Below are 12,878 nucleotides of genomic sequence, written 5' to 3' on the forward strand. Positions count from 1 at the left end.
GGCGAAGGTGCCGCCGCCGTGGGCCACGGCCACGCGCAGCCGCGGCAGGCGCTCCAGCACCCCGCCAAACACCAGGGAGCACAGCGCCAGGGTACTTTCGGCGGGCATGCCCACCAGCCAGGGCAGCCAGTACTTGGGCATTTTTTGTTGGGCCATCATGTCCCAGGGGTGCACAAACACGCAGGCCCCCAAGGCTTCGGCTGCCGCAAATACTTCAAATAGCTCCGGTGCATCGAGGTTCCAGTCGTTCACGTGCGAGCCAATCTGCACGCCTGCCAAGCCAATTTTCATGCACCGCTCCAGTTCGCGAATGGCCAAGTTGGGGGCCTGCATGGGCAGGGTGCCCAAGCCCACGTACCGGGTGGGGTAGCGGCGCACCACGTCGGCAATGTGGTCGTTGAGCAGTTGGCTCAGGTCGAGGCAGTCCAGGGGCTGGGCCCAGTAGCTGAACATTACCGGCACGGTGCTCAGCACTTGCACTTGCACGCCAAACTGGTCATATTCACGCAGCCGCACGGCGGGGTCCCAGCAGTTGTCCTGCACCTCCCGGAAGAACTTGTCGTCCTGCATCATGCGGGCACAACACGGCTTGTGGTGGTCGAGCCGGATGAAGCCTCCATAGCCGTACCGCTCCGCTAAATCGGGCCAGCGCTCGGGCAAAATGTGGGTGTGAATGTCAATGGAAAGCAACGGGTGGGGCGGGCGAAGGAGGTTTGCGAAGGCCGAAGTGGTTAGTGAAATCTGTCGAAGAAGGGGTGAGGCGACTCGAAAAACCTGCTGAAATATAGCTCACGGGTGTTCTTGTCGTAAAGCAAATGCCCGGTGGCGTACTGGCCGGTTTGCCACAGGTTCAGCACGATGCAAAGGACTACCGCCGTATGCAGCACGGCCCGGCCGGCCCAAGCCCAGCGCCGCGCCGCTGCCAGCAACGCCGCGAAAGGCAGGGCCAGCAACGGGTAGAGGCTCACCAGCGGCCGGGCGCTGAAGCCGCCGCCGTACCACCACGCTTCCCAGCTGAAGGTGACGTAGAGCACCACCGGCAGCAGCACCAGGGTTGGCACCACCACTGCCGGCAGGCGCCGCCAAGCGGCAAACAAGCCGAGCAGCATCAGCCCGGCCAAAGGCGTGTAGAGCAGCCAGCCTTTGCGGTAGCTGAAAAGCCCGTACAGCACGTGCGGGTGCCAAAAGTCGAAATGCTCTACGCCGTAGCTGTCCACCACCCAGTGCCCCGACACGGTGCGCCAAAAAAGGAACTGCAGGCTAACCACGGCGGCGCCCACTGCCGCCGCCGTGGTTAGTTGTTTCCAATGAGCCAGCAACAGCCCCGACCGCTGCCGTAGCGCCGCCCACGACGTGATGCCCCACGCGAGCGGAATGATGATATACAGGGCCTCGGTGAAGCGGCAGAGGACGGCTACGCCCAAAAAGAACCCCATGCCCACGGCCCAGCGCGGCCGAAACGTTTCGTACCAACGCACGGTGCAGTAAAGCAAGGCCGCCTGCCACATAAACAGCGCGCCGTGCGACATCGCCGCGTCGTTGGTGATGTAGTTGAAGTAGTTGGTGCCCAGCCCAACGCCGGCCACGGCCCAGGCCGTGGTGCGGTCATCAAAAAAGCGCAGCAGCAGCTTGCGCACTATCCACAGGCCCAGTATGCCATACGTCAACCCGGCCAGCAGCATGGCTTGCTGGTAAGGTTTGGAAAAGCCGTCGGCGGGAAAGCGAGGCATGAGTTTCGCAAATGCATGCGCGCCCGCAAAAAAGGGCAACTCGCCCAAGGCAATGCCAGGCGGATACTTTGATATTACGCGTCCATTCGGCAAGGTCACGATGCCGATGCCCCGCGGCTTGGGTGGGCCGAACTTATCGCCCAAACGCTCCAGTGAGTCGGCCCGGCCGATGTCGTGGTAAATGAAGGCGGAAGGCAGATAAGTGTAATAGCCGCCTGCGTCCCATTCGAACACTTCAAGTGCTCGCCACGCCCGGTCACGGTTGTGAACCCACAACGCTAGCCCCGCCACCAGCAGCCACACAAGGAAAGAACGACTCATTTGCCTAACTGGCTATGGGCGCGGGCGCCTCCATGTAAGTGCCGCAGTTCTGGCAAGTGCGCAGCTCCTCCGAAGCCCAAAACTTATTCATGATGGGTGGCAGTTGGGCCACGATGTCGGTGATGACGGCAAATTCTTCGTGCAGCTTGTGGCCGCAGTTTTCGCAGTACCATTGGAAACCGTCCAGCTCCTCAGCCTCGCGGTAGCGCTCCAACACCAGGCCCACGGTGCCGGCCGGCCGGCGCGGCGAGTGCGGCACGTTGGGCGGCAGCAGAAACATCTCGCCGGGCCCAATGGTGATGTCCACCGGCTTCCCGTCTTCCATGAGTTTGACAATCATGGTGCCTTCAATCTGCCAAAACAGCTCCTCGCCGGCGTCGACGTGGTAGTCCTTGCGGGCGTTGGGGCCGCCCACCACCATCACGATGAAGTCTTTGTTATCCTTGAACACCTGCTGGTTGCCCACCGGGGGCTTGAGCAAATGGCGGTGTTCGGCTATCCACTTTTGGAAGTTGAAAGGGCGCGTTATCATGGGCGAGCGGATGGGAAGGGAAAGAATGGCAAGGCGGGTGCCCCGGCATCAGCTTTTCGGGGCTTTTTCGGCGGGGTAAGCAATGAAATAATAATTCAGCCCTTTCTCAAATTGTTGCACCAGTTGGGCGCGGCTGAAGGCGGGACGCCCCGCCAGCCAGCGCGACATAGTCGAGACCAGCATGTTCAGGTCGGGGGCAGTGAGCAGGTCGTAAATCTGCTCCGGGCGAGTGCCATAATAATCGGAAGCCCCCAAGCCGTGCTCAAACACAATGATGGGGCGGCTGGCGGCAATGATGCCAGTGGCGCCCTGCAGCACCTGTAGCTCGGCGCCTTCTACGTCAATCTTGATGAGGTCGACGTGGGTGCCAACGGGCAGTACTTTGTCGAGGCGCTCCTTGCGCACGGTGATGAGGGTATCTTCCTCGTGGGCCCGGTCGTACTTGCGCTTCACAAAGCCGCTGTAGGCCGGGTTGCTGACCACGTAGTTGAACGAAGTTTCACCGGGGGCATCGCTCAGCCCGAGCTGATAGAAATGGCAGTTGGGCCGGCTAGCGAAGTTGACTTCCAGAGCGTTGAATAAGTCTGGAATGGGCTCGAAGCCGTGGTGCTGACCCTTCGGGGCGTAGCGCAACATCAACTCCAGTACTTCGCCTTTGTGACACCCCACATCCACGCAGTTGGCGGTAGGGTGGAGCACTCTTCGCATTACCTGCTGCGTGTCCCGGTCGTATTGCTGGTTTTTAGTGAAGGCAATAGGCAGGCTTTTGAGCAGTTTTTTCAGGAGTTCCTTCATGCGATTTTAAAGGTAAGCGGCCGGTTGCAGATAGGCGTGAAAACCACCGGGACGAAATAACGACAGGGTAAAAGGGACCGGTAAATATACTAGCGCCCCCTACATGCCCCGGGCCCCCAGAGAGCATGCCGGGCTTTTTACCACTTCTTAGCGCATGATTTTTCCTTTCCCACCGTGCTTTGGTAAGGGGCCGCACTCAAACCACCAGCCGCTCCGTGGCTATAGCCGGAAGTGGCGGCGCGGGTGCGCTGCTGGCTGGCAATGAAGCGCGGGACGGCAGCAGAAACATTTCGCCGGGGCCGACGGTGACGTCGACCGGTTGGCCGTCCTCGATGAGTTTGACGGTCACCGTGCCCTCGATTTGCCAGAACAACTCCTCGCCGACGTCCACGTGGTAGTCTTTGCGGGCCTTGGGCCGCCCACCACAAGCACAATGAAATCCTGTTGTCTTTGAACACCTGCTGGTTGCCCACCGGCGGCTTCAGCAAATGGCGGTGTTCGACTATCCACTTTTGGGAATTGAAAGGGCGGGTTATCATGACGGAAAAGTGGGTGGTTGGGACCGATAAGCCACGGTTGAGGCGGGGTTTTGCCCTTTTCCCCGGCGCTTCGCGCCGACTGAATGCAGGAGCTACTTTTGTTGGTGGAGCCGACTGGCCCGCTCATTTTCCGGCGCCGCGATGGGCGCCTGCCTCGCTACCTATGAAACACTGGCTGCGTCTGAGCTTGCTGGTGGTCCTTTACGGCCTGCTGTTCGTTCTTTTTACCTGGCCCCTGGCGGTCCAATGCACGTCGTCGTTCCTGGCGGTGCCGGGGCACGATTCGTACGTGTTTCCTTGGAACACCTGGCATTTTCACACGGCGGTGCGCACCGGGCAGCCCGTTTTTAGCACCGACTGGCTTTTCTATCCCACCGGCTCGTGGCTGGTGCTGCACACGTACACGCCCATCATCGGCCTACTCAGCCTGCTGGTGGGCAGCGACCTGTTGGCTCTGAACATTGGCCTCTTGCTGAGCTATGCGCTATCGGGCGCCGGGGCCTACCTGCTGGCTCGGCGCTGGGTGCAGAGCCCGCTGCTGTGCCTGCTGGCCGGCTTCATTTTCGCCTTCGCTCCTTACAAGCTGCAGCGCCTGCCCGAGCATTATAACCTAGTGCTCACGGCCACGGTGCCGTTTTACGTGCTGGCATTCCTGAATGCGTTTCGCTTCCAGGAGCGCAAGTTGCTGCCGGCAATACGCAGCTGGCGGGCCGTGGTCGGGTGCGCGGTGTTGGGCGTGGTCACGCTGTTCAGCGACTATTATGCGCTGTTTGGGCTGCTGTATTTCTCGCTGGCCTACGCGGGTTGGTACTGGTTTGCGCTGGGGCGCATCCGCTGGCGCGAGGGGCGCACCTGGGCGCTGCTGGGCGGCATACTGCTCGCGAGCCATGTTGTCATTTGGCTCTTGCGCCGACGAGGCGCGGAAGACAATGGCGGCTTTTGGTGGGGCGGCGACGTGGTTAGTTTCATCTTGCCGCCGCCCACCAGCCGTTTCATGCATTGGGAGTGGGCCGCGCGGCTCTACCACGACCCCAAGGTATTCACCATGCCCGGCTCGTTGGAAAACACGCTCTTTGTGGGGTACGCGCTGCCGCTGCTGGGGCTGGGCTTGTGGGCCTGGCACAAGGCCCGCCGGGGGCCCACGTCGGCCGTGGCTCACGATGAAGACGGCCGGCCACTGGCTTGGGTACTGCTCTTTTTCGTCATGCTGACGCTGCCCGCCACGCGCATTTACGGCCACGACCTGCTGCACCTGCCCACGGCCCTGCTGCATTTCATTCCGTTTCTCAACAACATTCGCTGCCCCACCCGCTTCATCATGCTGGTGGGCCTGCTGCTGCCCATCGTCACGTTCGGCGCCCTGGAAGCGGCCTGGACCAACCGCCTCCGGCCCGTGGCCCAAACGGGGCTGAGCTTGGCGCTAGCGGCGCTGGTATTGCTGGAGTATTGGCCGAAACCGTACGAGCGCGATTCGCTTGCCGCCGTGCCGCGGGTGTACCGAGAAGTGGCAACGCTGCCCGGCAAAACGCTCATTCCCGTGCCAATGGGCCTAAGCAGTGGCAACCGGCAAGTGGGCCAACTGATGACCCAGGAACTGTTCTATCAAACGGTGCACCACAAAAAAATGCCCGTTGGCTACCTGTCGCGGGTGTCCCCCGAGCAATTTGCCTTATTCGACCGCGAGCCGGTGCTGCACGCGCTGCTGCTCCGCCAAACCAAACCCGATACGGTGCCGCCGGCCCCGCCCACGGCGGTGCAAGTGCAAGGCTTTCTGCGCCGATACGACCCGGCTTTTGTCGTCAACCCCAGTTTCCGCGACCAACCGGCTCACCTGTTTCTGCGCCGGTTGTTGCAGCCCTACGGCTACCGCGAGCAGCTTGTGGATGGCTATGTGTTGCTGACGCCGCCAGTTAGGTAATTCGCCGTTCCGTTTCTTTTAACCACCCGCTTACATGAACCTTTCCTTAGAAAATCGTCGCGCCCTGGTGGGCGGCAGCACCCAGGGCATCGGCCGTGCGGTGGCACAAGCTTTGGCTGAGAATGGCTGCGCCGTCACGCTGCTGGCCCGCAACGAAGAGCAGCTGCGCGAAGTAGCCACCCACTTGCCGACGCCCACCGGCCAAACGCACGACTACTTGGTGGCCGATTTCGACGACCCCAGCCGCGTAGCCGAGGCGGTGCAGAACTACCTGGCCCAGCACCCCAGCGGCTTCCACATTCTGGTGAACAATACCGGCGGCCCTCCCGGCGGGCCACTGCTTGAGGCCCCTATATCGGCGTTGCAGTTGGCATTCAACCAGCATATTGCGTGCAACCATCTATTGGCGCAGGCGGTGGTCCCGGCCATGCGGGCGGCCGGTTTCGGGCGCATCATCAACGTGGTGAGCACTTCCGTCAAAGTCCCGCTGCCGGGCCTGGGCGTGAGCAACACCATCCGCGGGGCCGTGGCCAGCTGGGCCAAAACCCTGGCCAACGAGCTCGGCCCGGACGGCATCACGGTGAACAACGTGCTGCCCGGCGCCACCCTCACCCAGCGGCACCACTCGTTGGTGGAGAAAAAGGCCGCCCAAATCCACCAGCCCGCCGAAGCCATCGAAGCCAACATGCTAAAGCTGATTCCCGCCCGTCGCTTTGGCCAGGCCGAGGAAGTGGCCGCCGCGGTGGCGTTTCTGGCCTCGCCCGCCGCGGGCTACATCAACGGCACCAGCGTGCCCGTCGACGGCGGCCGCACCGGCTCTCTCTAACCCGGAGCGAAGCGGATGCCGAAACCGCGTTTCCAGCTGGGGGACGTTCGAGCAGAATAGCTCTTCATTAAGTTGAACACAAGTTCGGAACGCAGTAAAGCCCCAAATAAGGAGAAGGATAGTGCCCAATTTCATGCTCATTTTGGCCCTGGTAGCCATTACTGTTCGCAAGGGGACCTAGCCTGCTACGCTTAATTTATTTGCAAGTGTACCCACATTAGTACTGGCAGTCTACCCTGACCACTTTGCTAAACGATGCCAGGCGTGTCCTAATGACCTATTCATCAATAACTGGTTGAGTAGTTGCCGCACGGGCCCTGACCTAATCATGTTAAAACCTGCTGCCTGGCTAGCGCCGGGGCTTTCGTGTACATTTGAACGATGGGAAAAGGGAGAAGAGTGCTGCTGGTTTGTGGGATACTACTTGCGGCATCGCTCTTGATTGGGGCAGGTGTTTGGTACGCCCGGCACTGGAGCAGCACGGGTCGCCACGCGAACGAGAATACGGCGCAGACCGGCGACCTTGGCCCGTCTGTTCGCCAGATGGCCAGCACCGGCCCTCCGCTCGGCAATGCACCGCCCCCGGGGCCACGCCTCACCCCCTACGTCGACCCTTACATCGGCACTGGGGGGCACGGCCACGTCTTTCTAGGCGCCAACGTGCCGTTTGGAGCGGTGCAGCTCGGCCCCGTCAATTTGTCCGTGGGCTGGGACTGGTGCTCGGGCTACCATCACTCCGACTCCACCATCGTGGGCTTTGCGCACACCCACCTCAGCGGCACCGGCATCGACGAACTTGGCGACGTGGCGGTGATGCCCACCACCGGCCCGGTGCGGGTGCGCAAGGGCACGCTGCAACATCCCGACCAAGGCTTCTTTTCGCTCTTCTCGCACCAGGAAGAGCGTGTGCGGCCCGGCTACTACGCCGTGCGCCTGAAGCGCTACAACATCAAGGCCGAGCTCACGGCCACCGAGCGGGTGGGCTTTCACCGGTACACCTTTCCCAAGTCCGACGCGGCGCACCTCATCATCGACTTGGAGCAGGTCATCGGTTTGGGCCGGGCCACCGATGCCCACCTCAAGCAGCTCGACGACAGCGTCATTGTGGGCTACCGCTACTCCACGGGCTGGGCCGCGAACCAGCGCATCTACTTTGCCGCCGTTTTCTCCAAGCCCATCCGTGAATTCAGCAGGGTGAACGCCACGAAGTTTCTGGGCATGAACATCAACTTGCCCGCCACCAGGAGCAGGCGACTGAAAGGCATCGTCACCTTTGCCACCGCAGAAGGCGAACAAGTGAAGCTGAAAGTGGGCCTCTCGCCCATTAGCACCACGAACGCGCTGGCCAACATCCGGGCCGAAGTCCCGCACTGGAATTTCGACCAAGTGGTGGCCGACGCCGACGCGACGTGGAACCAAGAGCTGCTAAAAGTGCGCGTGCAGGCCGACAAAGCGCGGCTAACCACTTTCTACACGGCGCTTTACCACACGATGGTGGCGCCTTCCGTTTTCAACGACCACAACGGCGACTACTGGGGCACCGACCAGAAGGTGCACCCCAATCCCGGTTTCACCAACCTGACGACGTTTTCGCTCTGGGACACGTACCGGGCGGCGCACCCGTTGTTTACGCTGCTGCAGCCCCAACGCGTCAACGACATGGTCAGCTCCATGCTGGCCATATACCAGCAGCAAGGCAAGCTCCCCGTGTGGCACCTGATGGCCAACGAAACCAATTGCATGGTGGGCTACAGCGCCGTGCCGGTGGTGGTCGACGCCTACCTCAAGGGCTTTAGGGGCTTCGACGCCGCTTTGGCCTACGAGGCGGTGAAAGCCACTGCGCTGCGCGACGACGAGGGCCTGAAAGCAGTGAAAGCGTTGGGCTTTATTCCGGCCGATGGCGAGGCCGAGAGCGTGTCAAAAGGCCTGGAATACGCCATCGACGATTGGTGCATTGCGCAGATGGCCAAGCAGCTGGGCAAAGCCGATGACTATGCCTACTTCAGCCGCCGCGCCCTGAATTACCGAAACTACTTCGACCCGCGGGTGGGCTTCATGCGCGGCCGACTATCGCAAGCCCAGTGGCGTACGCCGTTCAACCCCTTTACTTCCAACAAAAAAAGTGACTTCACGGAGGGCAACGCCTGGCAATACACGTGGCTGGTGCCGCAGGACGTGGAGGGCCTGATTACATTGCTGGGAGGAGAGCAGCGATTCAAACAAAAGCTCGATTCGCTCTTCACCGCGCAAGGAAGCATGGGCGACGAAACTGCGCCTGATATTTCGGGGCTCATCGGCATGTATGCCCACGGCAACGAGCCCAGCCACCACATTGCGTACCTGTACAATTACGTGGGCCAGCCTTGGAAAACGGCCGAAAAGGTGCGTTTCATCACCGACCAGTTCTACACCACCCAGCCCGACGGCATCATTGGCAACGAAGACGTGGGACAGATGTCGGCTTGGTACGTCTTCTCAGCGCTGGGTTTCTACCCCCTAAATCCGGCTAACGGCGCCTACGTGTTTGGCAGCCCGTCGGTTAACCAGGCCGTCATCACATTGGCTGGCGGCAAAACGCTGACCATCGAAGCGAAAAACAACAGCTCGGCCAACTGCTATATTCAGCGGGTAGTGCGTAACGGCCGGCCCTATTTGAAGTCTTATATTACCCATAAGGATTTGCTGCAAGGCGGCACGCTCGTGTACGAAATGGGTGCGCGGCCCAGCACTACCTGGGGGGTAGCCCTAGCCGACCGGCCCAAGTCGGTCTTGCCGTAAGTCGGCGTTCATTCTCGACAATCCCACGACAGGCCGACGTCTATATGCGTGTAGCAGGCTACTGTATCTTGCGAAAAAATGTGTAAAAGCGGCCAGTTATTCGCCTTGAATAATGTTTTATAAAACATTCATTTTCTTTGGTTTAAATCAGCGTCGCATTTATCCGCCGCGTTTCTTTACAATTTCAAAGCCCGCAAACTTCCCCGAAACTATTAGGAGAGTACGGCATAAGTCCTTTGTTTAGCCTCAGCCACCAACCATATGCACACCAAGTACCTTTGTGGCGTCACGTTGCTGTAAGCGCTTATCGGGGCTGTGCGCTATGACTTTGTGCTAGGGGCCGAACTATTGGATTTCGTGCCCACAAAGCTTTGAACAATAAGATGATTATTCGAAAGAGTGAGGCTCTTGATGAAATTGCGGCGATGATTTGGGTAGTACGTCGTGTGGGTCACTACTGCGCCAACCGCGCCGGCCGTGATACCCCTCTGCCCACTTGGGTCATGAGTCTGGAACTCATGCGGTGACTTGAGTAACAGGTTTTATCTTTTTTTCTTTTCGACTGATTGAGTCCTTTGTTGGGGCTGCCCTCATTTTGGTAAAATTCGACACGCTTTCCATCGTCATTCCCGTTTATAACGAGGCGCGCACCATTCACCAGATTTTGGATTTGCTGCGCGAGCTGGAATTGATAAACGGCATCGGCAAGGAGATTATCCTCGTCAACGACTGCTCCACCGACGCCTCCGCCGACACCATTCGCGCCTACGCCGCCCGCTACCCCGAGATGGGCCTGCGCCTGCTCGAGCACGCCGTGAACCAAGGCAAAGGCGCGGCCCTGCACACGGGCATCCGCGAGGCCACCGGCGACTACCTCATCATCCAGGACGCCGACCTGGAGTACGACCCGGAGGAATACAACCTGCTCATCAAACCCATTCTGAAGGGCTTTGCCGACGTCGTGTTCGGCTCCCGCTTCATGGGCGGCAACCCGCACCGCATCCTGTTTTTCTGGCACAGCATCGGCAACTACTGGCTCACCCTGCTCTCGAACATGGTGACCGACCTGAACTTGACCGACATGGAGACGTGCTACAAGCTCTTCCGGCGCGACATCGTGCAGGGCCTCACGCTCGAGGAAAAACGCTTCGGTTTCGAGCCCGAAGTCACCGCCAAAGTGGCCCGGGTGAAGGACGTCCGCATCTACGAAGTGGGCATCAGCTACTACGGCCGCACCTACGCCGAGGGCAAGAAAATCGGTTGGCGCGACGGCTTCCGGGCCATCTATTGCATTTTGAAATACGGCCTGCTGGGGCAGTAGCGAGTCGCAGCCGCCCAATTCATGGTGATGAATAAGGCAGTCCCACCGTGCTGATGACGGTAATTTTACAAGTCAGGCAGCGGGCGCTAATCAAGGGCTATTAGCGCTGGAAATTTTGTGCTGTTAGCGTTGCCCCCGGCATTGGGTCAATTTACCCTACCCTGCCGTTGCCTTGAGCGGAAGGAGCGGGTTACACCTAGACGTTGTCAGCGCAACGGGCACTTACCCTTAGCCTGTGGCCGGTTTGGCCGCTACCACTTATCCAGTGCTGGTGCCATTAGCTCAGCCTGCACGTCGTCGATGTAGCAGCCTGAGCCGTTTTCGCTGAGCACGTATACCTTTAGCACATCGTCGGGCAGTGCATCGGGCGGCAAAGGCGCGTCGAAATGCACGATGTTCCAAGCACGGTTGACACTAAGATTGTTTTGGAGGCGAATGGCGTTCCAACTTAGACTTTTTCCGGCGCGCTCTATCGTCATTACCAGCTTATTGCCCCACGCGCCGTAGTCCGAAAACACCCGGCACGAGGCGCGCACGTATTGGCCCGGAGTTAAGCTGGCATCGGCTAGTTTGATGCTCAGGGCTGGGCTGTAGGCGTGCGCGGCATCGGCGTGGAAGGACTGGCGGCTGAAATAGCCCACGTCGGCTGAGATGCCCGTGGCGGCGTCTGCGGGTTGGTTGTCAAAGTCAAGTTTACCAAGAGATTGCGGCTTGTAATGCCGTTCAGCTTTGGGCAGGTGCGTTTTCACATCGAGCAGCGCAAAATCAGACTGTGTGGGCATGGTTTGATTGAACACGGCGAAGTAGTAGCGCCGGTTCATTTCCTCTGGGTGAATGATGGAGCGCATGTACTGCCAGTGCTGAAAGAGGTTCAAGTCCACCATCAGCACGACCACCACCACAGCCGCGGCTCGCAAAGCCGGACGCCGCGCGGGAGCCAATAGCCACGCCACCACCGCGGCCCAGGGCAAGGCCAACACGGCGTAGCTCTGCACCAGCGCCCGCTGGCCAATGCTGCCGCCGTACCACCAAATGTCCCACGCCGAGACCACCCACAGGTTCAGCACCACAAAGGCCAGCACCGGCACTGCCACTGCCCGCTGCGTGCGCCACAGCACCACAATGCCCGCCAAAGGCAGCAGCAGGAGCGGTGAATAAATCAGCCAACCCTTGCGGAAACTGAACAGCACCTCCCACAGGTGGGGCTTAAAAAAGCTGAAGTGCTGGTCGCCGTAGCTATAGAAGAGGAAGTGCCCGGTGGCCCAGTGCCAGTACAGCGGCTGCGGCAGCACGCCCACCAGGCCGCCCAATGCCAGCAGCAGCACGTCGGCCCAGCGGGTGCGCAGCAACGCCAATTTCTGGCGCACCGCGGCTAATGAGCCCATTCCCCACAGCAGCGGCACCACCGCAGCGACGGCCTCCGAAGGCCGGATAAGCACCAGCAGGCCCAGCGTCAGGCCGATGAAAAAGGCCTTCCACCGAGTGGGCCGCTCGTGCCAGCGCACCGTGAGCCACAGCAGCAGCGCATAGCCCGTGAAGAGGTAGTTGTGGGCCATGGCCGCGTCGAACACGGCGTACTGAAAGTAATTGGAGCCCAACACCAGCAGCACCAGCACCAGCGTGGTCACCACATCGGAAAAATAGCGCAGCAGCACCCGGCGCAACAGCCCCAGTCCCAGCAGGGCAAATAGCAGCCCGCCAAACGCAATGGCAACTTGGTATGGCGCCGAAAAGCCGTCCTGTGGATAGTTTAACCATCCGGCTGCCCAATGACCCAAAAAGAAAAACGGTGTCCAAAGCAAGGCCAAGCCGCAGGTATACTTTGCCACCAACTGCCCCTCCGGCCCCCCCGGCACCTGAAACGCCTGATAGAACGAGCCGCTGGGGCTGTACTCGCGCATGATGTCGCTGGCAAACGCCATGTGACCCAGGTCGTGGTAAATGAAATGCGCCGGTAGGTAGATGTAGTAGCCCATGACATCCCACGTCAGGATGGCCTGCACGTTGCGGGTATCCCAATACGGCGCCCATAGCCGGGCCTGCACCATGAGGAGGAACAGGATAAAAATGGCTAACAGAGAGTACGAAAGTTGGACCCGGGATTTCATGAAGAAAGTG

General features: G+C 60.2%; 9 protein-coding genes and 1 pseudogene. 4 read left to right on the plus strand and 6 right to left on the minus strand.

The window, feature by feature from the left end:
- The 5 genes and pseudogenes from VF629_RS14055 to VF629_RS14075 form a co-directional block, all read right to left on the minus strand.
- Positions 1-690, minus strand: a 690-nt coding sequence (locus tag VF629_RS14055) for an amidohydrolase family protein (protein WP_331059123.1), incomplete at its 3' end; no start/stop codon positions are given.
- Between the two features lie 41 nt (positions 691-731).
- Entirely contained in the window at positions 732-2,051 is a 1,320-nt protein-coding gene (locus tag VF629_RS14060; protein WP_331059124.1) for a hypothetical protein, read from the minus strand.
- A gap of 4 nt (positions 2,052-2,055) precedes the next feature.
- Positions 2,056-2,583, minus strand: a complete 528-nt coding sequence (locus VF629_RS14065) for a 3-hydroxyanthranilate 3,4-dioxygenase (protein ID WP_331059125.1) — start codon at positions 2,581-2,583, stop codon at positions 2,056-2,058.
- Positions 2,584-2,631: 48 nt separating this feature from the next.
- On the minus strand, positions 2,632-3,378 hold the full coding sequence (locus VF629_RS14070; RefSeq protein ID WP_331059126.1) for an FkbM family methyltransferase: 747 nt from the start codon (positions 3,376-3,378) through the stop codon (positions 2,632-2,634).
- Between the two features lie 196 nt (positions 3,379-3,574).
- Positions 3,575-3,778: pseudogene (locus tag VF629_RS14075) on the minus strand (hypothetical protein); the annotation flags it as partial.
- Positions 3,779-4,080: 302 nt separating this feature from the next.
- Here VF629_RS14075 and VF629_RS14080 point away from each other — a divergent pair.
- From VF629_RS14080 to VF629_RS14095, 4 genes are all read left to right on the plus strand, one after another.
- Positions 4,081-5,835, plus strand: coding sequence for a hypothetical protein (locus VF629_RS14080; RefSeq protein ID WP_331059127.1), 1,755 nt, complete (start codon positions 4,081-4,083; stop codon positions 5,833-5,835).
- 34 nt (positions 5,836-5,869) lie between these two features.
- The gene (locus VF629_RS14085; protein ID WP_331059128.1) at positions 5,870-6,661 is read left to right on the plus strand and encodes an SDR family oxidoreductase; all 792 of its coding nucleotides are present in this window, start codon (positions 5,870-5,872) and stop codon (positions 6,659-6,661) included.
- Between the two features lie 438 nt (positions 6,662-7,099).
- The gene (locus VF629_RS14090; RefSeq protein ID WP_331059129.1) at positions 7,100-9,439 is read left to right on the plus strand and encodes a GH92 family glycosyl hydrolase; all 2,340 of its coding nucleotides are present in this window, start codon (positions 7,100-7,102) and stop codon (positions 9,437-9,439) included.
- Positions 9,440-10,034: 595 nt separating this feature from the next.
- Positions 10,035-10,760, plus strand: coding sequence for a glycosyltransferase family 2 protein (locus VF629_RS14095; RefSeq protein ID WP_331059130.1), 726 nt, complete (start codon positions 10,035-10,037; stop codon positions 10,758-10,760).
- Positions 10,761-11,011: 251 nt separating this feature from the next.
- On the opposite strand, the gene VF629_RS14100 is transcribed toward VF629_RS14095, so the two are convergent.
- Entirely contained in the window at positions 11,012-12,868 is a 1,857-nt protein-coding gene (locus VF629_RS14100) for a hypothetical protein (RefSeq protein WP_331059131.1), read from the minus strand.
- Positions 12,869-12,878: the final 10 nt, after the last annotated feature.

Origin of the sequence: Hymenobacter sp. (assembly GCF_036388155.1) — a bacterium.
GTDB lineage: Bacteria > Bacteroidota > Bacteroidia > Cytophagales > Hymenobacteraceae > Hymenobacter.

What these genes read in the sequence shown, in the direction of transcription:
- VF629_RS14060 (WP_331059124.1), bottom strand. Translation starts at nt 2,051, where the DNA reads ATGAGTCGTTCTTTCCTTGTGTGGCTGCTGGTGGCGGGGCTAGCGTTG.
- VF629_RS14065 (WP_331059125.1), bottom strand. Translation starts at nt 2,583, where the DNA reads ATGATAACGCGCCCTTTCAACTTCCAAAAGTGGATAGCCGAACACCGC.
- VF629_RS14070 (WP_331059126.1), bottom strand. Translation starts at nt 3,378, where the DNA reads ATGAAGGAACTCCTGAAAAAACTGCTCAAAAGCCTGCCTATTGCCTTC.
- VF629_RS14080 (WP_331059127.1), top strand. Translation starts at nt 4,081, where the DNA reads ATGAAACACTGGCTGCGTCTGAGCTTGCTGGTGGTCCTTTACGGCCTG.
- VF629_RS14085 (WP_331059128.1), top strand. Translation starts at nt 5,870, where the DNA reads ATGAACCTTTCCTTAGAAAATCGTCGCGCCCTGGTGGGCGGCAGCACC.
- VF629_RS14100 (WP_331059131.1), bottom strand. Translation starts at nt 12,868, where the DNA reads ATGAAATCCCGGGTCCAACTTTCGTACTCTCTGTTAGCCATTTTTATC.